The organism is Malikia spinosa, assembly GCF_002980625.1.
GTDB lineage: Bacteria > Pseudomonadota > Gammaproteobacteria > Burkholderiales > Burkholderiaceae_C > Malikia > Malikia spinosa.
Window position 1 is genome coordinate 26265 of the sequence record NZ_PVLR01000036.1, and the last position, 24496, is coordinate 50760.

27 protein-coding genes, 1 tRNA gene and 1 riboswitch are annotated in these 24496 nt (G+C 65.7%); of the genes, 17 read left to right on the forward strand and 11 right to left on the reverse strand.

The genetic code is table 11. The annotated features are described in order from the left end of the window. Window positions 1-5: 5 nt before the first annotated feature. Window positions 6-608 (reverse strand): TIGR00645 family protein, encoded by a 603-nt coding sequence (locus C6P61_RS12185; protein WP_105730202.1) that lies wholly within the window; start codon window positions 606-608, stop codon window positions 6-8. Window positions 609-744: 136 nt separating this feature from the next. Between C6P61_RS12185 and acs the strand changes: the two genes are divergently transcribed. The 3 genes from acs (at window position 745) to lgt (ending at window position 3961) form a co-directional block, all read left to right on the forward strand. Continuing rightward, the gene (gene acs, locus C6P61_RS12190; protein WP_105730203.1) at window positions 745-2739 is read left to right on the forward strand and encodes an acetate--CoA ligase; all 1995 of its coding nucleotides are present in this window, start codon (window positions 745-747) and stop codon (window positions 2737-2739) included. A gap of 111 nt (window positions 2740-2850) precedes the next feature. Further along, a complete protein-coding gene (locus C6P61_RS12195) occupies window positions 2851-3093 on the forward strand; it encodes a TIGR04438 family Trp-rich protein (protein WP_105730204.1) in 243 nt (80 codons plus the stop codon). Window positions 3094-3151: 58 nt separating this feature from the next. After that, entirely contained in the window at window positions 3152-3961 is an 810-nt protein-coding gene (gene lgt / locus C6P61_RS12200; protein ID WP_105730205.1) for a prolipoprotein diacylglyceryl transferase, read from the forward strand. 58 nt (window positions 3962-4019) lie between these two features. Here the strand turns inward: lgt and C6P61_RS12205 are convergent, their stop codons facing one another. Then, window positions 4020-4463 carry a universal stress protein gene (locus C6P61_RS12205; protein ID WP_105730206.1) on the reverse strand — a complete coding sequence of 148 codons (444 nt, stop codon included), beginning with the start codon at window positions 4461-4463 and terminating at the stop codon, window positions 4020-4022. Between the two features lie 125 nt (window positions 4464-4588). On the opposite strand from C6P61_RS12205, the gene C6P61_RS12210 reads away from it, so the two are divergent. The 7 genes from C6P61_RS12210 (at window position 4589) to C6P61_RS12240 (ending at window position 10687) form a co-directional block, all read left to right on the forward strand. Then, entirely contained in the window at window positions 4589-6940 is a 2352-nt protein-coding gene (locus tag C6P61_RS12210; protein ID WP_105730207.1) for a heavy metal translocating P-type ATPase, read from the forward strand. A gap of 14 nt (window positions 6941-6954) precedes the next feature. Further along, complete coding sequence (gene ccoS, locus C6P61_RS12215) at window positions 6955-7092, forward strand: cbb3-type cytochrome oxidase assembly protein CcoS (RefSeq protein WP_105730319.1); 138 nt, start codon at window positions 6955-6957, stop codon at window positions 7090-7092. Between the two features lie 68 nt (window positions 7093-7160). Next, on the forward strand, window positions 7161-8615 hold the full coding sequence (ccoN, locus tag C6P61_RS12220) for a cytochrome-c oxidase, cbb3-type subunit I (protein ID WP_105730208.1): 1455 nt from the start codon (window positions 7161-7163) through the stop codon (window positions 8613-8615). A gap of 13 nt (window positions 8616-8628) precedes the next feature. Beyond that, entirely contained in the window at window positions 8629-9252 is a 624-nt protein-coding gene (gene ccoO, locus C6P61_RS12225) for a cytochrome-c oxidase, cbb3-type subunit II (RefSeq protein ID WP_105730209.1), read from the forward strand. Between the two features lie 15 nt (window positions 9253-9267). After that, on the forward strand, window positions 9268-9405 hold the full coding sequence (locus tag C6P61_RS12230) for a cbb3-type cytochrome oxidase subunit 3 (RefSeq protein ID WP_105730210.1): 138 nt from the start codon (window positions 9268-9270) through the stop codon (window positions 9403-9405). Between the two features lie 17 nt (window positions 9406-9422). Further along, window positions 9423-10322 carry a cytochrome-c oxidase, cbb3-type subunit III gene (gene ccoP, locus C6P61_RS12235; protein ID WP_105730211.1) on the forward strand — a complete coding sequence of 300 codons (900 nt, stop codon included), beginning with the start codon at window positions 9423-9425 and terminating at the stop codon, window positions 10320-10322. 98 nt (window positions 10323-10420) lie between these two features. Next, window positions 10421-10687, forward strand: coding sequence for a hypothetical protein (locus C6P61_RS12240; RefSeq protein ID WP_105730212.1), 267 nt, complete (start codon window positions 10421-10423; stop codon window positions 10685-10687). A 12-nt stretch (window positions 10688-10699) separates the two neighbouring features. On the opposite strand, the gene fnr is transcribed toward C6P61_RS12240, so the two are convergent. After that, on the reverse strand, window positions 10700-11419 hold the full coding sequence (gene fnr / locus C6P61_RS12245; RefSeq protein WP_105730213.1) for a fumarate/nitrate reduction transcriptional regulator Fnr: 720 nt from the start codon (window positions 11417-11419) through the stop codon (window positions 10700-10702). A gap of 183 nt (window positions 11420-11602) precedes the next feature. Between fnr and hemN the strand changes: the two genes are divergently transcribed. Continuing rightward, a complete protein-coding gene (hemN, locus tag C6P61_RS12250; protein WP_105730320.1) occupies window positions 11603-12982 on the forward strand; it encodes an oxygen-independent coproporphyrinogen III oxidase in 1380 nt (459 codons plus the stop codon). A 50-nt stretch (window positions 12983-13032) separates the two neighbouring features. Beyond that, window positions 13033-13698 carry a sulfite exporter TauE/SafE family protein gene (locus C6P61_RS12255; protein WP_342352628.1) on the forward strand — a complete coding sequence of 222 codons (666 nt, stop codon included), beginning with the start codon at window positions 13033-13035 and terminating at the stop codon, window positions 13696-13698. A 25-nt stretch (window positions 13699-13723) separates the two neighbouring features. On the opposite strand, the gene nrdR is transcribed toward C6P61_RS12255, so the two are convergent. The 4 genes from nrdR to C6P61_RS12275 all read right to left on the reverse strand — a co-directional run bounded on the left by nrdR (window position 13724) and on the right by C6P61_RS12275 (window position 17451). Beyond that, the gene (nrdR, locus tag C6P61_RS12260) at window positions 13724-14170 is read right to left on the reverse strand and encodes a transcriptional regulator NrdR (RefSeq protein ID WP_105730215.1); all 447 of its coding nucleotides are present in this window, start codon (window positions 14168-14170) and stop codon (window positions 13724-13726) included. 49 nt (window positions 14171-14219) lie between these two features. Next, the gene (gene glyA, locus C6P61_RS12265; RefSeq protein WP_105730216.1) at window positions 14220-15464 is read right to left on the reverse strand and encodes a serine hydroxymethyltransferase; all 1245 of its coding nucleotides are present in this window, start codon (window positions 15462-15464) and stop codon (window positions 14220-14222) included. Window positions 15465-15511: 47 nt separating this feature from the next. Beyond that, a riboswitch (ZMP/ZTP riboswitch) is annotated at window positions 15512-15622 on the reverse strand. 7 nt (window positions 15623-15629) lie between these two features. Next, window positions 15630-16373 carry a lytic transglycosylase domain-containing protein gene (locus C6P61_RS12270; protein WP_237491028.1) on the reverse strand — a complete coding sequence of 248 codons (744 nt, stop codon included), beginning with the start codon at window positions 16371-16373 and terminating at the stop codon, window positions 15630-15632. 643 nt (window positions 16374-17016) lie between these two features. Further along, window positions 17017-17451 carry a DUF1841 family protein gene (locus tag C6P61_RS12275; RefSeq protein ID WP_105730218.1) on the reverse strand — a complete coding sequence of 145 codons (435 nt, stop codon included), beginning with the start codon at window positions 17449-17451 and terminating at the stop codon, window positions 17017-17019. A gap of 60 nt (window positions 17452-17511) precedes the next feature. Between C6P61_RS12275 and C6P61_RS12280 the strand changes: the two genes are divergently transcribed. Next, window positions 17512-18267: a sulfite exporter TauE/SafE family protein gene (locus C6P61_RS12280; protein WP_105730219.1), complete on the forward strand. Its 756-nt coding sequence runs from the start codon at window positions 17512-17514 to the stop codon at window positions 18265-18267. A gap of 42 nt (window positions 18268-18309) precedes the next feature. Here C6P61_RS12280 and trmL read toward each other — a convergent pair whose 3' ends face one another. Then, complete coding sequence (trmL, locus tag C6P61_RS12285) at window positions 18310-18780, reverse strand: tRNA (uridine(34)/cytosine(34)/5-carboxymethylaminomethyluridine(34)-2'-O)-methyltransferase TrmL (RefSeq protein WP_105730220.1); 471 nt, start codon at window positions 18778-18780, stop codon at window positions 18310-18312. A 5-nt stretch (window positions 18781-18785) separates the two neighbouring features. Then, on the reverse strand, window positions 18786-19505 hold the full coding sequence (locus tag C6P61_RS12290; RefSeq protein ID WP_105730221.1) for a ComF family protein: 720 nt from the start codon (window positions 19503-19505) through the stop codon (window positions 18786-18788). A gap of 71 nt (window positions 19506-19576) precedes the next feature. On the opposite strand from C6P61_RS12290, the gene C6P61_RS12295 reads away from it, so the two are divergent. Together C6P61_RS12295 and C6P61_RS12300 are read left to right on the forward strand one after the other, a co-directional pair. After that, the gene (locus C6P61_RS12295; RefSeq protein ID WP_105730222.1) at window positions 19577-20497 is read left to right on the forward strand and encodes a methyltransferase domain-containing protein; all 921 of its coding nucleotides are present in this window, start codon (window positions 19577-19579) and stop codon (window positions 20495-20497) included. Between the two features lie 44 nt (window positions 20498-20541). Next, the gene (locus C6P61_RS12300) at window positions 20542-21168 is read left to right on the forward strand and encodes an SCO family protein (RefSeq protein ID WP_170067385.1); all 627 of its coding nucleotides are present in this window, start codon (window positions 20542-20544) and stop codon (window positions 21166-21168) included. Between the two features lie 30 nt (window positions 21169-21198). Here C6P61_RS12300 and C6P61_RS12305 read toward each other — a convergent pair whose 3' ends face one another. Continuing rightward, a complete protein-coding gene (locus tag C6P61_RS12305; protein ID WP_105730223.1) occupies window positions 21199-22233 on the reverse strand; it encodes a CDP-6-deoxy-delta-3,4-glucoseen reductase in 1035 nt (344 codons plus the stop codon). A gap of 70 nt (window positions 22234-22303) precedes the next feature. Here C6P61_RS12305 and C6P61_RS12310 point away from each other — a divergent pair, with 70 nt between their 5' ends. Then, the gene (locus C6P61_RS12310) at window positions 22304-23278 is read left to right on the forward strand and encodes an SDR family oxidoreductase (RefSeq protein ID WP_105730224.1); all 975 of its coding nucleotides are present in this window, start codon (window positions 22304-22306) and stop codon (window positions 23276-23278) included. 107 nt (window positions 23279-23385) lie between these two features. Here the strand turns inward: C6P61_RS12310 and C6P61_RS12315 are convergent. After that, window positions 23386-23470 (reverse strand) — tRNA-Leu (locus tag C6P61_RS12315). Window positions 23471-23536: 66 nt separating this feature from the next. Between C6P61_RS12315 and cysM the strand changes: the two genes are divergently transcribed. After that, entirely contained in the window at window positions 23537-24475 is a 939-nt protein-coding gene (cysM, locus tag C6P61_RS12320) for a cysteine synthase CysM (protein ID WP_105730225.1), read from the forward strand. Window positions 24476-24496 lie beyond the last annotated feature (21 nt).

Consider the following 24496-nt stretch of genomic DNA (forward strand, 5'->3'; position numbering starts at 1 on the left):
CGGCTTCAGTGCTTTTCGGCGGCGGACAGGTTCAGCAGGCGGTCGGTGAAGGCGATCGCCATCGCGCTGAGCAGGAACACGGCGTGGATGATGGTCTGCCACATCAGCACCTTCTCGTCGTAGTTGGCGGCGTTGATGAAGGTCTTGAGCAGGTGGATCGACGAGATGCCGATGATGGCGGTGGCCAGCTTGACCTTGAGCACCGAGGCATTGACATGGCTGAGCCACTCGGGCTGGTCGGGGTGGCTTTCGAGGCCCATCCGGCTGACGAAGGTCTCGTAGCCGCCGACGATCACCATGATCAGCAGGTTCGAGATCATGACGACGTCGATCAGCGCGAGCACCACCAGCATGATGATGGTCTCGTTGAGCGCCGTCACCTCAGAGCCGGTCTTGTAGCCCATGCTGGTGACCAGCGCGTTGAGCGCGTTCTGGTTGCCGAAAGCGGCCTCGATCAAGTGGATCAACTCGACCCAGAAATGATAGACATAAATGCCCTGGGCGGCAATCAGGCCGAGGTAGAGCGGTAACTGCAGCCAACGACTGGCAAAGATCAGTTGCGACAAGGGGCCTATCGGCTGGGTGGGGTCGGTCTTGATGGAGCTCATTGCGTGGGTTTGGGTTGGCGCATCAATTGTAGGGGGCGCGTGCGGCCTTGCCCGGCTGGCGGTGTAAGAGCCTCGTCAGAGAGGCCGCGCACATTCATGTCGATAGCCATCATCGAGCAATTACAGAGGAGACCCCATGACAGCACCTTCGTCAGCCATCCAGTCCACCCTGGTCGAGAACCGCGTTTTCGAGCCCAGCGCTGCCACCGTCGCAGCCGCCCGCATCTCGGGCATGGATTCGTACCACGCGCTGTGCGCCGAGGCCGAGCAGGACTTCGAGGGCTTCTGGGCCAAGCGTGCCCGCGAGCACCTGAGCTGGCACAAGCCGTTTACCCAGACGCTCGACAGCTCGAACGCGCCGTTCTACCAGTGGTTTGCTGATGGCGAGCTCAACGCCTCCTTCAACTGCCTGGATCGCCACATGGGCACCCCGGTCGAGAACAAGACCGCGATCATCTTCGAGGCCGACGGCGGCGAAGTCACCCAGGTTAGCTACAAGGAACTGCTGGCCAAGGTGTCGCAGTTTGCCAACGTGCTCAAGTCCAAGGGCGTCCAGAAGGGCGACCGGGTCGTGATCTACATGCCGATGACGGTTGAGGGTGTGATCGCGATGCAGGCTTGCGCCCGCATCGGCGCCACCCACAGCGTGGTGTTCGGCGGCTTCTCGGCCAAGGCACTCGAAGAGCGCATCAACGACGCCGGCGCCGTGGCCGTGATCACCGCCAACTACCAGATGCGCGGCGGCAAGGAGCTGCCGCTCAAGGCCATCGTCGACGAGGCCATCACCCAGGGCGACTGCAAGACCATCCGCAACGTGATCGTGTTCCAGCGCACGCCGACCGCGGTCAACATGGTCGAGGGCCGCGACAGCTTCATGCACGAGGAAATGGCGGCCCAGTCCGACGTTTGCCCGGCCGAGATGGTGGGCGCCGAGCACCCGCTGTTCGTGCTCTACACCTCGGGCTCGACCGGCAAGCCCAAGGGCGTGCAGCACAGCACCGGTGGCTACCTGCTGTGGGCCAAGATGACCATGGACTGGACCTTCGACCTGAAGGACAGCGACATCTTCTGGTGTACCGCCGACATCGGCTGGATCACCGGCCACAGCTATGTCGCCTACGGCCCGCTGGCTGCTGGCGCGACCCAGATCATCTTCGAGGGCGTGCCGACCTATCCGAACGCCGGCCGCTTCTGGCAGATGATCGAGAAGCACAAGTGCACCATCTTCTACACCGCGCCGACCGCGATCCGCTCGCTGATCAAGGCCTGCGACAGTGACGAGAAGCTGCAGCCGAAGAACTTCGACCTGTCGAGCCTGCGCATCCTGGGTTCGGTCGGCGAGCCGATCAACCCCGAAGCCTGGATGTGGTACTACAAGCACATCGGCGGCGAGCGTTGCCCGATCGTCGACACCTTCTGGCAGACCGAGACCGGTGGTCACATGATCACCCCGCTGCCGGGCGCGACGCCGCTGGTGCCGGGCTCCTGCACCCTGCCGCTGCCGGGCATCACGACCGCCATCGTCGACGAGATGGGCAACGACGTGCCCAACGGCTCGGGCGGCATCCTGGTGGTCAAGAAGCCCTGGCCTTCGATGATCCGCACCATCTGGGGCGACCCCGAGCGTTTCAAGAAGAGCTACTTCCCCGAGGAACTCAAGGGCTACTACCTGGCCGGTGACGGCGCGGTGCGCAGCGAGGACCGCGGCTATTTCCGCATCACGGGCCGCATCGACGACGTGCTCAACGTCTCGGGTCACCGCATGGGCACGATGGAGATCGAGTCCGCGCTGGTCGCCAAGACCGATCTGGTGGCCGAGGCCGCCGTGGTCGGCCGTCCGGACGACCTGACCGGCGAGGCCATCGTCGCCTTCGTCGTGCTCAAGGGCCAGGTGCCGACCGGCGAAGACGCCAAGAAGCTGGCCAATGAGCTGCGCAACTGGGTCGCCAAGGAGATCGGTCCGATCGCCAAGCCCAAGGAAATCCGCTTCGGCGAGAACCTGCCCAAGACCCGTTCCGGCAAGATCATGCGCCGTCTGCTGCGCTCGCTGGCCAAGGGCGAGGCCGTGACCCAGGACACCTCGACGCTCGAAAACCCGCATATCCTCGACCAGCTGTCCCAGTCCAACTGAGTCCGCCTTTGACTCAGTCAGCAGCCCGCCCCTTGGCGGGCTGTTTTTTTTGGCGCGGCGGGGCTACCATGCAAGACCATGACAAGCCGCGTTCGCGGCAGGGAGTTTGCGATGTATCTGTTGCTGCTGGGGCTGGGGCTGGCGCTGCTCAAGTACCTGCAAATCGAGCCGGTCGCAGCCTGGGACTGGTGGTGGGTGCTGTCGCCCTTCGGGGCGGCCGTGCTCTGGTGGTGGTGGGCTGACCATTTCGGCTACACCAAGCGCCAGGCCAGCGTGAAGATGGACGAGCGCCGGCGCCGGCGCCTGGACGAGGGCCGCCGACGCCTGGGCTTGCCGCCGCTGGACCGGCGCTGACGGGGGTTGGGGCGCTGACCAGGCCGGACCGGGCCTGCCGCGCTGGCACAATGGCCCCATGTTGATCCATCCGCAAATCGATCCGGTGGCCCTGCGCCTGGGGCCCTTGTCCGTCCACTGGTATGGACTGACCTATCTGGCAGCCTTCCTGATGTTCGTCTGGCTGGGCCGGCGGCGCCTGCGTCATCCGTCCTTTGCGCCGATCGAAGGGCGGGGCGCCTGGAGCGCGCGCGATGTCGAGGACATCCTGTTCCTGGGTGTGCTGGGCGTCGTGCTCGGCGGCCGGATCGGCTATGTGCTGTTCTACAAGCCGCTCGAGTACCTGGCCCATCCGCTCAAGGTGTTCGCGGTCTGGGAGGGTGGCATGAGCTTTCACGGCGGCATGCTCGGCGTGCTGCTGGCAATGGTCTGGTTCGCGCATTCGCGCCACAAGCCCTGGCTGCAGGTGATGGACTTCATCGCGCCTTGCGTGCCGACCGGACTTGCGGCCGGGCGCATTGGCAACTTCATCAATGGCGAGCTCTGGGGCCGGGTCGCCGATCCCGCGTTGCCCTGGGCCATGCTGTTCCGTGGCGCTGGCGACCTGCCGCGTCACCCGTCGCAGCTCTACCAGTTCGCGCTCGAAGGCCTGCTGCTGTTCGTCCTGCTCTGGCTCTACGCACGCCGGCCACGGCGTCGCGGCGAGGTTTCGGCCGCCTTCCTGGCCGGCTACGGCCTGATGCGCTTCATTGCCGAATATTTCCGCGAGCCCGATGCCCACCTCGGCCTGCTGCAGATGGGATTGAGCATGGGCCAGTGGCTGTCGCTACCGATGATCCTGGCCGGTTTCCTGCTCTGGCTGTGGGCGCGGCGCCAGCCTGCGGCCTGATTGGCCTGACCCGCCGGCACATGACCGGGCCAGGCCCGGGTCCGGCTTGGCCTGGTCCCTAGCGCAGCACCAGCACCGGAATATGCGAGTGGGTCAGCACCTGCTGCGTCTCGCTGCCCAGCAGCAGGCGCTTGATGCCCTTGCGGCCGTGCGAGGCCATCACGATCAGGTCGCATTTGTTGCGCTTGGCCGTGGTGATGATGGCTTCTGACACCAGATCGGACTTGGCGGTCGCGGCCTTGACCTTGATCTGGCGCTTCTGGCCCTCGGACTTGATCGCGTTGACCACCAGCAAGGCCTCGTCCTGCCACTGCTGCTCTATGCGCTTGATCTCCTCGGCATCCACGCCGACGCCACCCTCGAAATAGGTCTGCGGGTAGAGCGGCACCACCTTGAGTGCGACCACCTCGGCGCCCGTGAGGTCAGCCAGGTTCAAGGCGTGCTCGACGGCTGCCTCGGACAGTTTGGAGCCATCGGTGGCCACCAATATGCGCTTGTACATTAAACCCCCTATTGCGTGAACGATGGTGATATGGCTGCAGTTTATGCCCGCCGACCGCCTGCTGCGCACAGACAGGCTTGACCCAGGTCAGGCAGCGTCAGAATACCCTGAGATAATGTGCGACTATGGCAGATATCCAGGCTTTTGGCAGCAATCCAGCGCCCGTCGAGGGCGTGGGTGGATGGCTGTTGGGCCAGCATCGGGGACCGCTGACGGTCACCGATGATTTCAGCGTGCTCGACGACCCGGTCGAGCAGCAGGACTTCACCCAGGACTGCGAGGTCCAGGGGCGGCCGGCCTGCGAATCGGTGCTGCTGGTGCAGGGCATGTATTGCGCGGCCTGCTCCGATGCGGTCGAGTCGGCGATAGCCGGCAAGCCTGGCGTGCTGTCGGCACAGGTCCATGCGGCGACGCGGCGCCTGATCGTGCGCTGGGACCCGGCGCTGGTCCGGATTTCCGACCTGGCGCGCGCGGTCGGCGATGCCGGCTACCGGCTGCTGCCGCTGCAGCAGGCGCTCAGCGTCAGCGAGCGCCAGGCCGAGACGCGCAAGGCGCTCTGGCGCCTGTTCGTCGCGGGCTTTTGCATGATGCAGGTCATGATGTACACGACGCCGATGTATGTCACCGAGCCCGGCGATATCGCGCCCGACCTGCTGCATCTGTTGCGCTGGGCCTGCTGGATCCTGAGCGTGCCGGTGCTGCTGTTTGCCAGCGGCCCCTTCTTTGGCAATGCCTGGCGCGACCTCCGGCGTGGTCGCGTCGGCATGGATACCCCGGTCTCGATCGGCATCCTGGTGACCTTCATCGCCAGCAGCGGCGCCACCTTCGACCCGACCGGTCCTTGGGGCAGCGAGATCTGGTACGACTCGCTGACCATGTTCGTCTTCTTCCTGCTCGGCGGGCGCTACCTCGAACTCAAGGCGCGCGACCGCACCGCCGGTGCCCTCGATGCGCTGATCAACCGCCTGCCCGAGCGCTGCGAGCGCCAGCAGGCCGATGGCGCTTTCGAGTCGATCTCGCTCAAGCGGCTGCAGCCGGGCGATGTGGTGCGGGTGCAGGCCGGCCAGGCCTTCCCGGGCGACGGCCTGCTGCTGAGCGCCGGTGCCACGGTCGACGAGGCCTTGCTGACTGGAGAATCCCATCCCGTCACGCGTCGCCAGGGCGAGGCGCTGGTGGCGGGCAGCTACAACCTCGCGGGCGCCGCGCTGATGCGCATCGAGCGCCTGGGCCGCGACACCCGCTTTGCCCAGATCGTCCAGCTGATGGAGCGTGCCTCGACCGAGAAGCCGCGCCTGGCCCAGCTCGCCGACCGGATCGCCGCGCCTTTCCTGTTCGCCGTGCTGCTGGCGGCGGCCCTGTCGGGCTGGTGGTGGTGGCAGATCGATCCGGACCAGGCGATCGCGGTCGCGGTCGCGGTGCTGATCGTGACCTGTCCCTGCGCCTTGTCGCTGGCGACTCCGGTCGCCATGCTGGCGGCCGCTGGCGCGCTTGCCAAGCGCGGCGTGCTGGTGCGGCGGCTGCAGGCCTTCGAGGTGCTCGCCGGCATCGACACCGTCGTCTTTGACAAGACCGGCACGCTGACGCGCGACCGGCTGGTGCTGAGCCAGGTCCTGGTTCGCTCCGGCCTGGCGCCGGCACAGGCGCTGCAACAGGCGGCGCCCTTGGCCAGCGCTTCGCTGCATCCGGTCTCGCGTGCCATCGCGCGTGCCGCCCAGGAGCAGGGCCTGGCGCTGTCGGCCTTCAGCGAAGTGCAGGAACTGCCGGGCCTGGGCTTGCAGGCGGGGCAGGGCGACAGCCTGCTCAAGCTCGGGTCGGCCGGCTTCTGCGGTCTTGACGAAGCCGGTCTGCTCGGCGCAGGCCAGTCGGTCGAGGGTCAGCCCTGCAGCTATCTGGTCGATGCCAGTGGCTGGCTTGCCACCTTCGTGCTCGACGAGGGCGTGCGCGAGGAGGCCGCCGCCGTGGTGGCACAGCTGCATGCGCTCGGGCTCGAGACCCGACTGCTCTCGGGCGACCAGTCGCAGGCGGCCGAGCGCGTGGCGCGCCAGCTCGGCATCACCCAGGTGGTCGCGCAGGCCAGTCCCGAGCGCAAGCTCGCCGAGGTGCTTGCGCTGCAACAGCAGGGCCATCGCCTGGCCATGGTCGGCGACGGTCTCAACGACGGTCCGGTGCTGGCGCGGGCCGACAGTTCCTTCGCGCTCGGCCATGGCGCACCGCTGGCGCAGGCGCAATCCGATTTCGTGGTGCAAAGCGGCCAGCTCGACGAGCTGGTCGCGGCGATTGTGCTGGCGCGCAAGACCCTGGCGGTCGTGCGCCAGAACCTGTTGTGGGCTGCGGTCTACAACCTGGTGGCTGTTCCGCTGGCGCTGGCTGGCTGGATGCCGCCCTGGCTGGCCGGGCTGGGCATGGCGGCCAGCTCACTGTTGGTCATCGGCAATGCGCTGCGGCTGGCGCGTCCGCCACAATCCCGCCCTGTTTGATGGAGAGGTCAACGATGGAATCCATGTATCTGCTCATTCCCTTGTCGGTCCTGCTGGTGCTTGGCATCATGGGACTGTTCTGGTGGGCCTTGCAAGGCGGACAATTCGATAACGTGGAGCGTGAAGGCCAGCGCATTTTTCATGGGGATTGACGCAGGTCAATACCCATTTGGCTGTCAGGGTCGAAACTTCAAAGCAGTGTTTTAATAGGAGTGTTTGTATGTCAGTGACAACAAGGGATTCCCTACCGGGAATCTACGACGACAAGGTCATCCGGCAGTTTGCCATCATGACCGTGATCTGGGGCGTGGTTGGCATGCTGGTCGGCGTGATCATCGCCTCCCAGCTCGCTTTCCCCGAGCTCAACCTCGGTCTGCCCTGGACTTCGTTCGGTCGCCTGCGCCCGCTGCATACCAATGCAGTGATCTTCGCCTTCGGCGGTTGCGGCCTGTTCGCCACCAGCTACTACGTGGTGCAGCGCACCTGCCAGACCCGTCTGTTTGCCGGCCCGCTGGCCACCTTCACCTTCTGGGGTTGGCAGCTGGTCATCCTGCTGGCAGTGATCTCGTTGCCGCTGGGCTACACCCAGGGCAAGGAATATGCCGAACTGATCTGGCCGATCGACGTGCTGATCACCCTGGTCTGGGTCGCCTATGCCATCGTGTTCTTCGGCACCGTCGGTACCCGCAAGGTGCGTCACATCTACGTGGCCAACTGGTTCTTCGGCGCCTTCATCATCGCCGTCGCGCTGCTGCACATCGTCAACAGCGCCGCGCTGCCGACCGGCCTGCTGCACTCCTACTCGGCCTATGCCGGTGCTGCCGATGCGATGGTGCAGTGGTGGTACGGCCACAACGCGGTCGGCTTCTTCCTGACCGCCGCCTTCCTGGGCATGATGTACTACTTCATCCCGAAGCAGGCTGAGCGTCCGGTCTACTCCTATCGCCTGTCGATCGTCCACTTCTGGGCGCTGATCTTCACCTACATGTGGGCGGGTCCGCACCACCTGCACTACACCGCGCTGCCGGACTGGACCCAGTCGGTCGGCATGATCTTCTCGCTGATCCTGCTGGCTCCGTCCTGGGGCGGCATGATCAACGGCATCATGACCCTGTCGGGCGCCTGGCACAAGCTGCGTGACGATCCGATCCTGCGTTTCCTGATCGTGTCGCTGTCCTTCTACGGCATGTCGACCTTCGAAGGCCCGATGATGGCGATCAAGACCGTCAACGCGCTGTCGCACTACACCGACTGGACCGTGGGCCACGTGCACTCGGGCGCCCTGGGCTGGGTTGGCCTGGTGACCATGGGTTCGCTCTACTACCTGATCCCACGCCTGTACGGCCAGAAGAAGATGTATTCGGTGCCCGCCATCGAACTGCACTTCTGGCTCGCTACCGTCGGCATCGTGCTCTACATCGCCGCGCTGTGGATCTCGGGCGTGACCCAGGGTCTGATGTGGCGTGCCCTCAACGACGATGGCACCCTGACCTACACCTTCGTGCAGTCGGTCAAGGCGTCCATTCCCTTCTACATCATCCGTCTGGTCGGCGGTCTGCTGTATCTGTCCGGCATGTGCCTGATGCTGTGGAACACCGTGATGACCGCGCGTCAAGGCCTCAAGGTGGGCTCCTTGCCTGCAGTGCAAATCCCTGCCGTCGCTGCCCACGCCTGAGGAGTAAAGATAAATGGCTAACCACAACGCACCCGTCAAGGGTCACGAGCGGATCGAGACCAGCAACTTCCTGATGATCGTCCTGGTCACGCTGGTGCTGTCGGTCGGCGGTCTGCTCGAGATCGTCCCGCTGTTCTTCCAGAAGTCGACTACCCAGCCGGTCGAGGGCCTCAAGCCCTATACCTCGCTGCAACTGGCCGGTCGTGATGTCTACATCCGTGAGGGCTGCTACAACTGCCACTCGCAGATGATTCGTCCCTTCCAGGCCGAGACGCTGCGCTACGGTCCTTATTCGCGCGCTGGCGAGTCGGTCTATGACCGTCCCTTCCAGTGGGGTTCCAAGCGCACCGGTCCCGATCTGGCCCGCGTGGGCGGCCGCTATTCCGACGAGTGGCACCGCATCCACCTGATCAACCCGCGTGACGTGGTGCCTGAGTCCATCATGCCGGCTTATCCCTGGTTGGAAAAGGATCTGGTCGACGCCTCTGTCATGCCAGGCCGCTTGGCTGCGATGAAGACGCTGGGCGTGCCCTATAGCGACGAGGAAGTCGCCAAGGCTGCCGACGACGTCAAGGGCAAGACCGAGCTCGACGCCGTGATTGCCTATCTGCAGGTTCTCGGCACCGCCATCAAGTAACAGAGGAGGGGCGACATGGACATCACCGATGTGCGCATAGGCGTGACACTGATCAGCTTCGTGGCATTCATTGCCATCATGGCCTGGGCCTGCTCCGGACGGAACAAGTCTGACTTCGATGAGGCGTCCGGTCTCCCCTTCCGAGACGAATAACGAGAAAGAGAACCATCATGAGCGACTTTGTAAACGGCTTCTGGGCATGGTATGTAACCGTCATTGTGGTGGCTTCCATTGCCTACTGCGTGTGGGTGCTGTGGAGCAACGGTAAGGTCAAGTTCAACCCCGGCAATACCACGGGTCATGTCTGGGACGGCGACCTGCAGGAAATGAACAACCCGCTGCCCAAGTGGTGGGTCGGCCTGTTCTGGATCACGATCGTGTTCGCGATCGGCTATGCCTTCCTGTATCCGACCCTGGGTACCAGTGGCGGCCAGCTCGGCTGGACCTCGGCCGGTCAGCACGCCAAGGAAGGCGAGAAGCTCAAGGCGCTGATCGCGCCGGTCTACGAGAAGTTCAAGGGCATGTCGGTCGAGGAACTGGCCAAGGACCCCAAGGCCCAGCTGATCGGTGACCGCCTGTACCAGAACTTCTGCTCCCAGTGCCATGGCGCCGACGCGCGTGGTGGCAAGAGCTTCCCGAACCTGACCGACAGCGACTGGCTGGGTGACGGCAGCGCCGCACATATCAAGAACACGATCGCCAACGGCCGCATGGGCGTCATGCCTCCGATGGCCGCTGCCGTCGGTACCTCGGACGATGTGCGCAACGTGGCCGAATATGTGCTGAGCCTGTCGGGCAGCGCGAGCGACCCGGTCAAGGCTGCCCTTGGCAAGGAGAAGTTTGCGGCTTGCGCCGCCTGCCACGGCGCCGACGGCAAGGGCAACCCGGCTGTGGGGGCTCCCAACCTGACCGACAATATCTGGCTGCATGGCTTTGGTGCCGACTTCATCGTGAAGATGATCAACGAAGGCAAGACCAACGTGATGCCGGCCCAGCAGTCCAAGCTGACCGAAGACCAGCTGCATGTGCTGACCGGTTATGTCTGGGGCCTGTCGCACCCGTCCAAGTAATTCTTGAGCGGCACGATCCGAGCCTGCGGGCTCGCTTGACAGCCCTGGATGACCGCTAGCGGTCTCCAGGGCGTCTTCATTTATCGAGATTGGCAAGCATGGAACACAAGAACTCAAAGGGCCAGGTCTGGTATCGGGAGCCCATGATGTGGCTGGTGGTGGGCGGCCCGCTGCTGGTCGTTTGCGCTTCGATCACCACGTACATGATTGCCGCCCATCAGCCCGATCCGGTGCTGGAGCGCGACAGCTCGACCGAGTCGCAGCGCGTCGGTCAGCCGCTCACGCCCGAGCAGCGCGACAGCCTGGAGCCCGCGATGAAGGCGCGCAACCATGTCGCTTCGCCGCTGGTCGTGACCGACAAGTGAGGAGCCGGTAGCTCAGCTACCCGATGGCGGGTTGACCAGCCGGCGCAGCGCCTCGGTGTCCTTGATCTGGACATGGCGCTGCTTGACCTCGATGATGCCTTCCTCGACGAACTTCGAGAAAGTCCGGCTGACGGTCTCGAGCTTCATGCCCAGGTAGCTGCCGATCTCCTCGCGCGTCATGCGCAGCACCAATTCGGACTGCGAGAAGCCGCGTGAATGCAGGCGCTGCACCAGGTTGAGCAGGAAGGCCGCCAGCCTTTCCTCGGCCCGCATGCTGCCCAGCAGCAGCATGACGCCATGGTCGCGCACGATCTCGCGGCTCATGATCTTGTGTACATGGTGCTGCAGCGCGCTGAATTCGCGCGACAGCGATTCGATCCGGTCGAACGGCATCACGCAGACCTCGGCATCTTCCAGCGCCACCGCATCGCAGCTGTGATGGTCGTTGACGATGCCATCCATGCCGAGGATCTCGCCCGTCATCTGGAAACCCGTGACCTGGTCGCGTCCATCCACCGATGTGACTCGGGTCTTGAAGAAGCCCGAGCGCACGGCATAGAGCGAGGAGAAGCGGTCGCCGTTGTTGAACAGCGCGCTGCCGCGCTTGACGCGCTTGCGCGTGCTGATCACGCTATCGAGCCGGCTCATCTCGTCCGGGCTCAAGCCCACAGGCATGCAGAGCTCGCGCAGGTTGCAACTGGAACAGGCCACTTTGATGCTGTGTATATCCATAATGATGTTCAATCAATCAGGCATTCTAGCGGGCAGGCTCATGGGCGCCTGAGACGGTCGTCCCTGGCTGCTCGTCATGGATTGGACTTTTTTTGCAATCGGCATAAATTCTTGTTTGACCCAGGTCAAGGGCAGTTTTGGCAATATGCGGCACAGTCGCTTCCAACCTTGGAGAACCAGCCCGTGAGCCATGCAATCGACGAGCAACTTCTCCGGCGCTTCGATGTGCCGGGGCCGCGCTACACCTCTTACCCCACCGCCGACCGCTTCGTCGAGGCCTTCGGCTGTGACGACTATATCCAGGCGCTGGAGCAGCGCCGCGCCGGTTCCATGGCGCTGCCATTGTCGCTCTATGTGCATATTCCTTTCTGCGAGTCGCTCTGCTACTACTGCGCCTGCAACAAGGTCATCACCAAGCACCACAGCAAATCGGCCGAATACCTGCGCTACCTGTCGCGTGAGCTCGAGCTGCAGGTCGAGCATTTCGGCCGTGGCTACAACGTGTCGCAGTTGCATCTGGGCGGCGGCTCGCCGACTTTCCTGAGCGACGTCGAGCTCAGCGACCTGCTTGACATGATCAAGCGCCATTTCAACCTGACGCCCGGCGGCGAGTTCTCGATCGAGGTCGATCCGCGCACCGTCACGCCCGAGCGCCTGCAGCACCTGTACCAGCTCGGCTTCAACCGCCTGAGCTTTGGCGTGCAGGACTTCGATCCGACGGTGCAAAAGGCCGTCCACCGCGTGCAGCCGGCCGAGCAGGTGTTTGCGCTGGTGCAGGCCGCGCGCGATATCGGCTTCGAGTCGATCAACGTCGACCTGATCTACGGTCTGCCCAAGCAGACACCCGAGTCCTTCCGCCATACGCTGGAGCAGATCCAGCAGCTGCGGCCCGATCGGATCGCGCTCTATGCCTATGCCCACCTGCCGACCCGCTTCAAGCCGCAGCGCCGCATCCTGAGTGCCGAGCTGCCGAGCCCGTCCGAGAAGCTGTCGATGCTGGCCAACTCGCTGGCGATGCTGGGCGATGCCGGCTACGACTATGTCGGCATGGACCATTTTGCGTTGCCCGATGATGCGCTGGCAGTCGCCAAGCGCCAGGGTCGGTTGCACCGCAACTTCCAGGGCTACAGTACCCAGCCCGATTGCGACCTGATCGCGCTCGGCGTCTCGGCCATCGGCCGCATCGGCGCGACCTACAGCCAGAACGCCAAGACGCTGGACGAATACTACGACGCGCTCGACCAGGGCCGGCTGCCGATCGTGCGCGGACTGGCACTGAACCGCGACGACATCCTGCGCCGCTCGGTGATCATGGCCATCATGTGCCAGGGCGAGCTCGACTTCGAGGCCATGGGCGATGCCCATCTGGTCGACTTCAAGAGCCATTTTGCGCGCGAACTCGAGCGGCTCGGCGAGATGGTGGCGATGGGGCTGGTCCGCTTGAGCGACTCCAGCCTCGAGGTGACCGAGCAGGGCTGGTATTTCGTGCGCGCGATCGCCATGACCTTCGACAAGTACCTGCAGAGCGACCAGGACCGGGCCCGCTTCTCCAAGATCATCTGAAATCCCGAAGGGTAGCGGGGGGCTGCTACAGTTCAGCCATGCTTTCGTCCATGATGGTTTCCGCCCTGCTGATGGGGCTGGTAGGAGGGCCGCATTGCGTGGCCATGTGTGGCGCCGCCTGTGCCGGCATTGCGCGCGGCGCCGGCAACGGCCAGTCGGGTACGCTGGCGCTGTGGCGCTTCCAGTTCAGCCGCCTGCTGGGCTACAGCCTGCTCGGCGCGCTCGCCGGCGGCACGGTCGAGGGCCTGGCCTGGATGGGCACCCAGACCGCCGTGCTGCGCCCGCTCTGGATCATGCTGCATGTCGCGGCGCTGCTGTTGGGGCTGATCCTGCTGTTTCTGGGCCGTCAGCCGGCCTTCGTTGACGGCTGGGGCCAGGGCGTCTGGCGCCGGACGCGGCCGGTGCTGGCCCGGCTCGGGCCGCGCGCGCCGGTCGTGCTCGGACTGGGCTGGGCCTTGATGCCTTGCGGCTTGCTCTATTCGGCGCTGCTGGTGGCTTCGCTGTCGGCCAGCGCGCTCAGCGGTGCCTTGCTGATGGCGGCCTTTGCCGTCGGCACCATGGTGTCGCTGGTGATCGGTCCCTGGCTGCTGCTGCGCCTGAAGGACGCCGGCTCCGGCCAATGGGGCATGCGCCTGGCCGGCCTGGCCCTGGCCGCGACTTCGGGTTGGGCGCTCTGGATGGGGATCACCCAGCCGACCGGGCTCTGGTGCGCCTGAGCGGCCGGGTGGGTTGCCGCGCCGTTCAGCGCACTTCGTCGACCAGGGTCTTGAAGTCGTCGATGTCCTCGAAGCTGCGGTAGACGCTGGCAAAGCGCACATAGGCCACCTTGTCGAGCTTCTTGAGTTCGCGCATCACGAGTTCGCCGAGCTGGTGTGTCGGCACCTCGCGCGCTGCCAGGTTCAGCAGCTTTTCCTCGATCCGCTCAGTCGCGGCATCGACCTGTTCGGTGCTGACCGGGCGCTTGCGCAGCGCCAGCGCCAGGCTGGCACGCAGCTTGGCCGGGTCGTATTCGATCCGGCGGCCATCTTTCTTGACCACCATCGGAAAGCTGACCTCGGGCCGCTCGTAGGTGGTGAAGCGCTTGTCGCAGGCGCTACAGCGGCGGCGCCGGCGCACGAAACCGCTGTCCTCTGACAGACGGGTTTCCACCACCTGGGTTTCGGCATGGCCGCAGAAAGGGCATTTCATCGGTTCTGAAATGAAAAACCCCGGCACCAGGCCGGGGCATTCAGATCGATCAGCGGTAGACCGGGAAGCGGCTGGTCAGCTCATGCACCTTGGCGCGCACGGCAGCGAGGTTGGCCTCGTCACGCGGGTTGTCCAGCACGTCGGCGATCAGGTTGGCCGTCAGGCGGGCTTCCTCTTCCTTGAAGCCGCGGGTGGTCATGGCCGGGGTGCCGATGCGCACGCCGCTGGTCACGAACGGCTTTTCCGGGTCGTTCGGGATCGCGTTCTTGTTGATCGTCATGTGGGCAGCACCCAGCACGGCTTCGGCTTCCTTGCCGGTGATGCCCTTGGCGCGCAGGTCGACCAGCATGACATGGCTCTCGGTACGACCCGAGACGATGCGCAGGCCGCGCTGGGTCAGGGTCTCGGCGATGACCTGGGCGTTCTTGATCACCTGTTCCTGGTAGGCCTTGAACTCGGGCGCCTGGGCTTCCTTGAACGCGACAGCCTTGGCGGCGATCACGTGCATCAGCGGACCACCTTGCAGGCCCGGGAAGATGGCGGAGTTGATCGCCTTCTCGTGCTCGGCCTTCATCAGGATGATGCCGCCGCGCGGGCCGCGCAGGCTCTTGTGCGTGGTCGAGGTCACGACGTCGGCGAACGGCACCGGGTTCGGGTAGACGCCCGCGGCGATCAGGCCGGCGTAGTGGGCCATGTCGACCAGGAAGATCGCGCCGATTTCCTTGGCTACCTTGGCAAAGCGCTCGAAATCGATGCGCAGGCTGTAGGCGGAGGCACCGGCCACGATCAGCTTGGGGCGGTGCTCGCGCGCCTTGGCTTCCATCGCGTCGTAGTCGATCTCTTCCTTGTCGTTCAGGCCGTAGGAGACGACGTTGAACCATTTGCCCGACATGTTCAGCGGCATGCCGTGTGTCAGGTGACCGCCTTCGGCCAGGCTCATGCCCATGATGGTGTCGCCGGGCTTGAGGAAGGCCAGGAAGACGGCTTCGTTGGCCGAGGCGCCGCAATGCGGTTGCACGTTGGCGGCATCGGCACCAAAGATCTGCTTGATGCGGTCGATGGCGAGCTGCTCGGCGACGTCGACGAATTCGCAGCCGCCGTAGTAGCGCTTGCCCGGGTAGCCTTCGGCGTACTTGTTGGTCAGCTGGCTGCCCTGGGCGGCCATGACGGCGGGCGAGGCATAGTTCTCGCTCGCGATCAGCTCGATATGGTGTTCCTGGCGAGCGGTCTCGGCCTGGATGGCGGCGAACAGCTCGGGGTCGGTTTGTTCGATCAGGATGTTACGGTCGTACATGGCAGTCCTTGGAAAAATACGCTTCCCTGCGCGGTCGTGACAGTGACAGGGGCTGCCCAGGCGAACGGCTGAATTGGCTGTGCGCTCCCCAGTGGTAATCCCACCTCGGCGGGAACGGCTAGGCCGGCCCCGGCCTATCGCCAGTCGCGCACGGGCGTGATTTTATCAGGAGCTTTGCAGCTTGCTCGCTGCAGGGGTGCCTGCATCGGCTTCGAGCTCGCGCTTGTCGTCCGCCGGCTTGGCCGGCGTGGCGCGTACCAGCACCGGAGTGCCGGCATTGATCGGCAGCTTGACGCCGCGCGCCACGCTGCGCAGACGCTGCTGTTCGGCCATGACCTTGGCGACATAGTCGTTGCCGTCGGTCTCGACCGCGCCGACATAGCGGCGCAGCCCGCCCTCGATCGTGCCGGCATTGCGGATGCAGTCCTGCAGCACCTTGACGCCGACGCGCAGGTTGGCCAGCGGGTCCAGGGCGGCCTGCTTGCCGCCGAAGTCCTCGTACTTGTCCGAGTGCACGCGGGTGAGCACTTGCATCAGGCCTTGCGCGCCGACCGGGCTCTGCGCGAACGGGTTGAAGCGCGATTCGATTGCCATCACGGCCAGGATCAGGGTCGGATCGAGCTTGATCTTGCTGCCGAGCGTAAAGGCTTCGGCAACCAGCGCACCGACCGCCTCAGGGGCGACCCGGTACTTGCGGCTGATCCAGCTCGCGACCTGGGCCTGTTCCTTGGGCAGGTTGGTGGCCAGGGTGGCTTCGGCAGTGCCCTTGGGCTCGTCGTCTGCCGTGGTTTCGCTGTTCTGGCGCTGTTGCAGCCAGCCCAGCAGTTTTTGCTCGGCATCGCCGCGCAGTTGCGGGTTGGTCAGCAGGATCAGGGTGACCAGGGCCAGTCCCAGTCCGAGCAGGGCCATGCCACTGTGGGTGATGGCGTACAAGACCCTGAACAAACGGTCTGCGGAGGGACGCAGGAAGCCGGGGCAGGGGGTAGGCCAGGTGGAATTTTGCGCTGTCATAGCACACTCCTTTCTACGCGGCACCTTTGCCTGAGCTGGGGTGCGCCTTGATTGGGGGGTCGCCATTGAATGCCCTTTAGGGTCATCAACTTAGCCGGGTTCGGCAGCGTCTCAAGTGCCTCCCCGAAGGGCAGGCGAAGCGAATATTAGGGTTCTTCAAATAATGAGTCAATACTTATGAATCAAATTTATATATCTATAAAGAATATAGAGCATTAGATCGTCACGATTTCAGCCGAGAAAATGCCCGAGAAAATGGCTATCGAAAAGGGGAGGGAAATTGAAAAAAACTGCTTGCGGACCAGCTTCCGAAGCCTTAATCTGAGCCTGTCTGTGTGCAACAGGCACCCCGCCCGCACCGAGGTCCGTCCTCTCTGCCAGGCGACATGGACGGGAGCAATCCCTTGCTCCCACGGTTGTCAGGACAACAAACTCCGGCGGCCGCCACTGCATCTGCAGACTGCAGATGCGAAGACCCCGGCGGGTTCAGCCTGCCGGGGTCTTTCCTTGTTTGATGTTGCGGGGCCGGCTGGCTGGCGCTTCAGCGGCTGGTCGCCTTGCGCCTGATCTCGTCGATATAGGCCTGGCCATCCGGCGGTCGGCCAGCGCGCTGGCTCTCCCAGATCATGCGACCGAGCGACTCCATGACTTCGTGGTGCGCCTCGTGCAGCGAGTCGCGCCGGGCGGCCAGCAGCTCGACCGCCTGCCGGATGCCGGGCGGCTGGTCGATCGAGCATTGCTCGCTGATGCTCAGGTGCATCGACAGGTGCAAGAAGGGGTTTTCGCGCGTGTCGCTGGGCTGTTGCATCTGGCGCAACGCGGCGTCGATATCGGCCAGGTCGGCATGGTATTCCGGGTGGCGCTGGATCCATTCGCTGGCCAGCACTTCGATCGCTTCCATCGGCTGGCCTTGCTGGTGCTTGGCATGGACGGCGCAGAAGAAGCGCCGCACGTCGGCTTGAGAGGGTGTGAACATGTGGCGATTTTGAACCAAGCCCGGATCTGGCGCTGTGTACAGTGCGGGCTGGAGAAAAACATGACCCTGATCCCCATCACCGATCCCTGGTTCTATTTTGTCGCCGTGCCGGCGGTGCTGCTGCTGGGCATCAGCAAGAGCGGCTTCGGCGCCGGCTTCGGTTCGCTGGCCGTGCCGATGATGGCGCTCGCGATCAGCGTGCCGCAGGCTGCCGCCATCTGCATGCCGTTGCTGCTGGTGATGGATCTGCTGGGCATGGCGGCTTTCCGCAAGGATGTCGACTGGCGTCTGTTGCGCTTCCTGTTGCCGCCGGCGCTGGTCGGGATCGTGATCGGTGCGTTGTCGTTTCGTACCCTCGACGCCCGTCTGGTGGCCGGGGTGGTCGGCGTGCTGACGCTGCTGTTCCTGGCCCAGCGCTTGCTGTTTCCGCCGCGCGCCGGCGACCGGCCGGCGCCGCGCTGGCTCGGCTGGCTGCTGAGCGCGACCTCGGGCTTCACGAGCTTTGTCGCCCATGCCGGCGGCCCGCCGCTCAATGCCTATGTGATCCCGCTCAAGCTCAAGCCGGTGGTGTTCACCGGAACCATGGCCTTCCTGTTCTTTGTCGTCAACCTCAGCAAATGGGTGCCCTATGCCTGGCTGGGGCTGCTGGACTGGCGCAACCTGGCGACTTCCCTGTTGCTGCTGCCACTGGCGCCGCTCGGGGTCTGGATCGGCGTGCGCATGGCACGCCGCATCTCGCCCGAGCTGTTCTACCGCGTGGTCTATATCGGCATGTTCCTGACCGGCATCAAGCTGGTCTGGGACGGCTGGTTCTGAGCTGCTGCCAGCCAGTACCGCAGCCCGTCCGCCGCCCGACGTTCAGGCGCTGCCGGCGAAGCCGTTCTGGCGCCAGGCCTCGAAGGCGATCACCGCGACCGCGTTCGACAGGTTGAGGCTGCGCTGGCCGGGCCGCATCGGCAGGCGCAGCCGCTGCGCCGGCGCGAAGGTTTCGCGCAGTTCGGCCGGCAGGCCGGCGGTCTCGGAGCCGAACACCAGCCAGTCGCCGGGCTGGAAGGCCACTTCGTGCGCCGGGCGCGAGCCGCGGGTCGTGAGCGCGAACATTCGGCTAGGGTCGGGTTGCATCTGCTGCAGGAAGCGGCTCCAGTCGGCATGGCGACGCAGTTCGGCGTACTCGTGATAGTCGAGCCCGGCGCGTCGCAGCAGCTTGTCGTCCATCGAGAAGCCCAGCGGCTCGATCAGGTGCAGATTACAGCCGGTGTTGGCGCAGAGCCGGATCACGTTGCCGGTGTTGGGTGGAATTTCGGGTTGGACGAGGACGATGTGGAACATGGATTTCAGTCTAGGGTGGGGGCCGGGGTGCGCGCGAACACCAGCGCGCTGACCTGGGCGGCGCCTGCAGCCAGCAGCAAGGTGGCGGCGGACTGCAGCGTGGCGCCGGTGGTCATGACATCGTCGACCAGCAGGATGTGGCGACCGCGCAGCTGCGGGCCAGCGGCGGGATCGACGGCGTAGGCCTGCAGCGCATTGTCGAAGCGTTGCGCGCGTGCCAGTTCGTGCTGGGTCGCGGCCTGCGGCCGGCGCTGCAGCAGCCCGGGCAGGGCCGGTGGCGCGTCGCGCAGCTGGCGGCGCAGCGCCTTGGTCAGTTCCCAGGCCTGGTCATAGCCGCGCGCGCGCAGCTTGTCCGGGCTCAGCGGAATCGGCAGCATCAGGTCGGTGGCTTGCAGTAGCGCCGGCAGACCCGGCACATCGACCAGCAACCGTGCCAGCGGCGGTGCCCAGGCCGGGTCGCGCTTGAGCCTGGCGACCAGGGCCGACCAGGGATGGGCGTAGTCGACCCTGGCCAGGCATTGCTGCAACGGGCCGGGTCCGGCCTCGGCGCAGCGCGTGCAGCGCTCCAGCCCGGGTGCCAGCGCGAGCGCGCAGCCCGGACAGCGGGGCAGGGGCCGGCCATGGCGCTCGAGGCAGGCCGGGCAGATCGGGCGGGCTGGCCAGCCGGCACAGATGGCGCAACTGGCCGGCCAGGCTGGCAGCCAGCGGCGCAGCAGATCTTTCATGCGGCGAATATACTGCGGCGCCTGCGGGCCTGTCGCCCGCTCATCCTCTTTTCTTGATTCGATCGCCCACCATGCAAGCAGTCACCCCCGGCCAGGAAAAGCCCGTTCCCGGCCTCGATCCCGTCGCGGCCCGCCGCTGGCGCGAGCGCCGTCGCAGCGAAAGCCCCTGGCTGCACGAGGAGATCGGTGCGCGCATGGCCGACCGGCTGGGCTGGATCAAGCAGGCGCCCGCGCAGTGGCTGGACTGGGCGCCGCTCAACGGCGGCTTGCAGGCACACCGGCTGGTGGCCGAGCGCTATCCCGAAGCAAGGGTCGAGCTGCTGGGTCAGGGTGCTGCGGCAGCGGCCGACAGCCTGCGCCGTCTGTCGCCGCGCGGCTGGAATCCGCTCAAGTGGCTGGCCTCGGGTCCCGCGCTGCATGACGAGTCTGGCGCCGCCGCCGGAACGGCCGGTCTGCTCTGGGCCAACATGGCCTTGCACCAGGAGCCGCTGCCGCGTGCCCTGCTGAGCCGCTGGCTGGACCTGCTCGCGGTCAACGGTTTCCTGATGTTCTCCTGCCTCGGGCCCGACAGCCTGCGCGAGTTGCGCGCCGTCTATGCCGCGCAGGGCTGGCCCGCGCCCTGTCACGACTTCACCGACATGCATGACTGGGGCGACATGCTGATCGAGGTCGGCTATGCCGAGCCGGTGATGGACATGGAGCGCATCACGCTGGCCTATCCCGATGCCAAGCGCCTGCTGCGCGACCTGCGCGACTGGGGCCGCAACCTGAACCAGGCGCGTTTTGCCGGCCTGCGCGGCCGCGGCTGGGCCCAGGCGCAGGAGCGCGCGCTCGAGGCCGGCCTGCCGCGCAACGAGCAGGGTCAGCTGCTGTTGAGCTTCGAGGTCAACTATGGTCATGCGGTCAAGCCCGCACCCAGGGTCAGGCTTGAGTCGACCAGCCAGGTCTCGGTCGATCAGATGCGCGCCATGTTGCGCCAGCCCCGGGCCTGACGCCGGACAATCCAGCAGGCCTGCAATCGACGGACAATCCAGCCATGACCATTGACTCCATTTCAAGTCCATCGATTCCGCGCCGCCGGCTGCTGCTGGGCGCCGCTGCCCTGGCCAGCGCCTGCTGGCTGGCGGGTTGTGGCGACAAGCCGGCGTTCAAGGGGGTGGACATCACGGGCGCCGACTACGGGCGCGAACTGAGTCTGCCCGACCAGGACGGCCGCCAGCGCCAGTTGACCGACTTCAAGGGCCGGGTGGTGGTGCTGTTCTTCGGCTACACCCAGTGCCCCGATGTCTGCCCGACTTCGCTGTCCGAGCTGGCGCAGGCCAAGCGGCTGCTCGGCAGCGACGGCGAGCGCCTGCAGGGCCTGTTCGTGAGCGTCGATCCGCAGCGCGACACGCCCGAGATCATGCGTGCCTACATGGCGAGCTTCGATGCCGGTTTCCTCGCGTTGCTGCCGACTCCGGCCGAGCTGCCGGCGCTGGCCAAGTCGTTCAAGGTCTATTACAAGCCGGTCCAGGGGGCGACGCCGACCAGCTACACGATGGACCATTCGGCTGGCAGCTATGTCTACGATACCCAGGGCCGCCTGCGCGTCTACCACCGCTATGGCAGTGGCGCCGAGGCGCTGGCGGCCGATGTCCGGCTGCTGCTGGCCGAGGCGCGCTGAGGACTGACGCGCCAGGCGGGCCGGGCGGCTTCAGCTGCCCAGCTTGTCGCGCTCGGAAGTGAAGGCGTCGGCGTAGAACTCGTCAGCCGGCAGGCCGGCAGCGAGGTAGTCGCGCTGCGCCGACTCGACCACGATCGGTGCGCCGCAGGCATAGACCTGGTGGCCCGACAGGTCGGGCCAGTCCTGCAGCACGGCCTGGTGCACGAAGCCGGTGCGCCCGCTCCAACCGTCCTCGGGCTGGGCGTCCGACACCACCGGCACGTACTTCAGGTTGGGCATGGCAGCGCATTGCTGTTCGATCCAGTCGGCCTGGTAGAGGTCGGCTGGACGGCGGCCGCCCCAGTAGAGCGTGGCGGGCCGGCTGCTGCCTTTTTCGCGCATCTGCTCGATGATGGCCTTGATCGGCGCGAAGCCGGTGCCCGAGGCCAGCAGCACGATCGGCTTGTCCGAGTCTTCGCGCAGGTAGAAGCTGCCGAACGGGCCCTCGATGCGCAGGATCTCCTTTTCCTTCATGGCGCCGAACACATGGTCGGTGAACTTGCCGCCCGGCAGATGGCGGATATGCAATTCCATCGCGGGCTTGACGGCCTGCTGGTGCGGCGCGGTTGCCATCGAGTAGGCGCGACGCGCGCCGTCCTTGAGCAGGAACTCGATGTACTGGCCGGCGTGGTAGTTGAAGCTGTCGTTGGCCGGCAGCTGCAGCTTGACGACCATGACGTCGGAGGAGGCGCGCTCGAGGCTGCTGACGCGCACCGGCAGCTTCTTGATCGGCAGCGCGTCGGCCGCCGTCACCTGGCGCGACTCGAGCACGAGGTCGCTGGTGGCCGTCGCGCAGCAGGTCAGCACGAGGCCGGCGGCTTCCTCCTCGGCGCTCAGGGCCTTGGCCTGGTGCGCGCCATGGACCACGCTGCCGGAGAGCTTCTTGCATTTGCAAGAGCCGCAGGCGCCGTCCTTGCAGCCGTAGGGCAGGCCTATGCCCTGGCGGATGCCGGCAGCCAGGAGGGTTTCATCGGGGGTGGCGGAGAAAACGCGGCCGCTGGGCTCGACGCTGATCTGGAATGTCATACAGTCTTGGAGGGGGTTGTGGGCGCGGTGGCGCTGGCAGCCAAGGATTTTCTCAAATTTGGATCTGGACATGGCTTTTCTGGGGGCCTTGCCCGCGCGCTTTCGGCGCGAGCGGGTGTTGATCGTGGGTTGTGGCGACGTGGGGCTGCGCAGTGCGCGTGCGCTTGGCGCGCGGGCCGTGGCGGTTGTTGCGCCTGGGGCAAGCGATGCCGTGCCTGCAGCCAGTCCAGGCGCGCGTGGGCGGGTCCGCCTGTTCGCGCTGACCTCGACGCCGGCGCGTGTGGCCGATTTGCGCGCCGCCGGAATCACGCCGCTGGCGGGCAATCTCGATGATCCGGCCAGCCTGCGTCGCCTGGCGGGACTGGCCACGCGCGTGCTGCATCTGGCGCCGCCGCCAGGCACTGGCCTGGGCGACCCGCGCAGCCTGGCGCTGGCGCGCGTGCTGGCGCGGCGCACGCCGCCGCGGGCGCTGGTCTACGGTTCGACCAGCGGTGTCTATGGCGACTGCGGTGGTGCCTGGGTCGACGAGGTCCGGGCGGTCAACCCTGGCACGCCGCGCGCGCGCCGGCGCGTGGCCGCCGAAGACCTGCTGCGCCACTGGGGCCGGGCTTTCGGCGTGCCGGTCGGCGTGCTGCGGATTCCGGGCATCTACGCGCCGGACCGCGAGGGCGGCACGCCGCGCGAGCGCCTGTTGCGCGGCACGCCGGTGCTGCGGCGCGAGGACGACGTGCACACCAACCATATCCATGCCGATGACCTGGCGCGCGCCTGCGTGCGGGCGCTCTGGCGCGCGCCGGTGCAGCGGGTCTTCAATTGTTGCGACGACACCGAGCTGACCATGGGCGACTATTTCGAGCTGGCTGCCGATCTCTACGGTTTGCCAAGACCCGAGCGCGTCTCGCGCGAGCAGGCCAGGGAGCGGCTGTCGCCGATGACGCTGAGCTTCATGGGTGAGTCCCGGCGCCTGAGCAACTTGCGCATGAAGCGCGAGCTCGGGTTGAAGCTGCGTTACCCCCAGGTGGAGCAGGGCTTGCGTGCCGCTTGAATCCGGCTTGTCTGTGCTGGCGCGCCTTGTTACGGCCGCTTGCGCTAGAACGGACAGCGCTGAAAAGCAAAAAAGCGACGCCTAGCGGAGTCGCTTTTTTTCTGATTTGGTGCCCGAGGTCGGACTCGAACCGACACACCTTGCGGCGGGGGATTTTGAATCCCCTGCGTCTACCGATTTCGCCACCCGGGCAGGAATGAGATATAAATTATGGCACAGTGATGGCACTGTCCCTCGCATCCCAGAGAAAAAAGTCCCATGACACGCGCGACCCCCCGTAGCCGGAAGAAACCCGTCATCTACCCGACCCTGGAAGACACCATCGGCAACACGCCGCTGATCGCGCTGCAGCGCATCGGTGCCTTGTCCAACCGCGAGCGCGGCAATGTGGTACTGGCCAAGCTCGAAGGCAACAACCCGGCCGGATCGGTCAAGGACCGGCCCGCCTTGTCGATGATCCGGCGCGCCGAGGAGCGCGGCGAGATCGCGCCCGGCGACACGCTGATCGAGGCGACCTCGGGCAACACCGGCATCGCACTGGCGATGGCGGCTGCCGTGCGCGGCTACCGCATGGTGCTGATCATGCCCGAGGACCTCAGCATCGAGCGCGCGCAGACCATGAAGGCCTTCGGTGCCGAGCTGATCCTGACGCCCAAGAGCGGCGGCATGGAATGCGCGCGCGACCTGGCCGACCAGATGGTCGCGCAGGGCAAGGGCAAGGTGCTCGATCAGTTTGCCAACCCCGACAACCCGCGCGTCCATTACGAGACCACCGGTCCCGAGCTCTGGAAGCAGACGCGCGGTCGCATCACCCATTTCGTCAGCGCGATGGGCACCACCGGCACCATCACCGGCGTGTCGCGCTTCCTGAAGGAGCAGAACCCCGAGGTCCGCATCATCGGCGCGCAGCCGAGCGAGGGCTCGCGCATTCCCGGCATCCGCAAGTGGCCGCAGGAATACCTGCCCAAAATCTATGACCCGAAGGCGGTCGACGAGCTGGTCTATGTGAGCCAGGCCGATGCCGAGGAGATGTGCCGCCGGCTCGCGCGCGAGGAGGGCATCTTCGCCGGGATCTCGGCGGCTGGCGCCTGTTGGGTCGCGCAGCAGATCGCGGCCCGGGAGCAGGATGCGACGATCGCCTTCATCGTCTGCGACCGCGGCGACCGCTATCTGTCGACCGGCGTGTTTCCGGCCTGAAGTCTGGTCAAGGATTGAATC

What these genes read in the sequence shown, in the direction of transcription:
- lgt (WP_105730205.1), top strand. Translation starts at nt 3,152, where the DNA reads ATGTTGATCCATCCGCAAATCGATCCGGTGGCCCTGCGCCTGGGGCCC.
- trmL (WP_105730220.1), bottom strand. Translation starts at nt 18,780, where the DNA reads ATGTTCCACATCGTCCTCGTCCAACCCGAAATTCCACCCAACACCGGC.
- C6P61_RS12205 (WP_105730206.1), bottom strand. Translation starts at nt 4,463, where the DNA reads ATGTACAAGCGCATATTGGTGGCCACCGATGGCTCCAAACTGTCCGAG.
- ccoS (WP_105730319.1), top strand. Translation starts at nt 6,955, where the DNA reads ATGGAATCCATGTATCTGCTCATTCCCTTGTCGGTCCTGCTGGTGCTT.
- C6P61_RS12280 (WP_105730219.1), top strand. Translation starts at nt 17,512, where the DNA reads ATGACCCTGATCCCCATCACCGATCCCTGGTTCTATTTTGTCGCCGTG.
- C6P61_RS12185 (WP_105730202.1), bottom strand. Translation starts at nt 608, where the DNA reads ATGAGCTCCATCAAGACCGACCCCACCCAGCCGATAGGCCCCTTGTCG.
- C6P61_RS12275 (WP_105730218.1), bottom strand. Translation starts at nt 17,451, where the DNA reads ATGTTCACACCCTCTCAAGCCGACGTGCGGCGCTTCTTCTGCGCCGTC.
- ccoO (WP_105730209.1), top strand. Translation starts at nt 8,629, where the DNA reads ATGGCTAACCACAACGCACCCGTCAAGGGTCACGAGCGGATCGAGACC.
- cysM (WP_105730225.1), top strand. Translation starts at nt 23,537, where the DNA reads ATGACACGCGCGACCCCCCGTAGCCGGAAGAAACCCGTCATCTACCCG.
- ccoP (WP_105730211.1), top strand. Translation starts at nt 9,423, where the DNA reads ATGAGCGACTTTGTAAACGGCTTCTGGGCATGGTATGTAACCGTCATT.
- C6P61_RS12230 (WP_105730210.1), top strand. Translation starts at nt 9,268, where the DNA reads ATGGACATCACCGATGTGCGCATAGGCGTGACACTGATCAGCTTCGTG.
- C6P61_RS12300 (WP_170067385.1), top strand. Translation starts at nt 20,542, where the DNA reads ATGACCATTGACTCCATTTCAAGTCCATCGATTCCGCGCCGCCGGCTG.
- nrdR (WP_105730215.1), bottom strand. Translation starts at nt 14,170, where the DNA reads ATGAAATGCCCTTTCTGCGGCCATGCCGAAACCCAGGTGGTGGAAACC.
- acs (WP_105730203.1), top strand. Translation starts at nt 745, where the DNA reads ATGACAGCACCTTCGTCAGCCATCCAGTCCACCCTGGTCGAGAACCGC.
- fnr (WP_105730213.1), bottom strand. Translation starts at nt 11,419, where the DNA reads ATGGATATACACAGCATCAAAGTGGCCTGTTCCAGTTGCAACCTGCGC.
- C6P61_RS12310 (WP_105730224.1), top strand. Translation starts at nt 22,304, where the DNA reads ATGGCTTTTCTGGGGGCCTTGCCCGCGCGCTTTCGGCGCGAGCGGGTG.
- C6P61_RS12210 (WP_105730207.1), top strand. Translation starts at nt 4,589, where the DNA reads ATGGCAGATATCCAGGCTTTTGGCAGCAATCCAGCGCCCGTCGAGGGC.
- glyA (WP_105730216.1), bottom strand. Translation starts at nt 15,464, where the DNA reads ATGTACGACCGTAACATCCTGATCGAACAAACCGACCCCGAGCTGTTC.
- ccoN (WP_105730208.1), top strand. Translation starts at nt 7,161, where the DNA reads ATGTCAGTGACAACAAGGGATTCCCTACCGGGAATCTACGACGACAAG.
- C6P61_RS12255 (WP_342352628.1), top strand. Translation starts at nt 13,033, where the DNA reads ATGATGGTTTCCGCCCTGCTGATGGGGCTGGTAGGAGGGCCGCATTGC.
- C6P61_RS12195 (WP_105730204.1), top strand. Translation starts at nt 2,851, where the DNA reads ATGTATCTGTTGCTGCTGGGGCTGGGGCTGGCGCTGCTCAAGTACCTG.
- C6P61_RS12270 (WP_237491028.1), bottom strand. Translation starts at nt 16,373, where the DNA reads ATGGCCCTGCTCGGACTGGGACTGGCCCTGGTCACCCTGATCCTGCTG.
- C6P61_RS12305 (WP_105730223.1), bottom strand. Translation starts at nt 22,233, where the DNA reads ATGACATTCCAGATCAGCGTCGAGCCCAGCGGCCGCGTTTTCTCCGCC.
- C6P61_RS12240 (WP_105730212.1), top strand. Translation starts at nt 10,421, where the DNA reads ATGGAACACAAGAACTCAAAGGGCCAGGTCTGGTATCGGGAGCCCATG.
- C6P61_RS12295 (WP_105730222.1), top strand. Translation starts at nt 19,577, where the DNA reads ATGCAAGCAGTCACCCCCGGCCAGGAAAAGCCCGTTCCCGGCCTCGAT.
- C6P61_RS12290 (WP_105730221.1), bottom strand. Translation starts at nt 19,505, where the DNA reads ATGAAAGATCTGCTGCGCCGCTGGCTGCCAGCCTGGCCGGCCAGTTGC.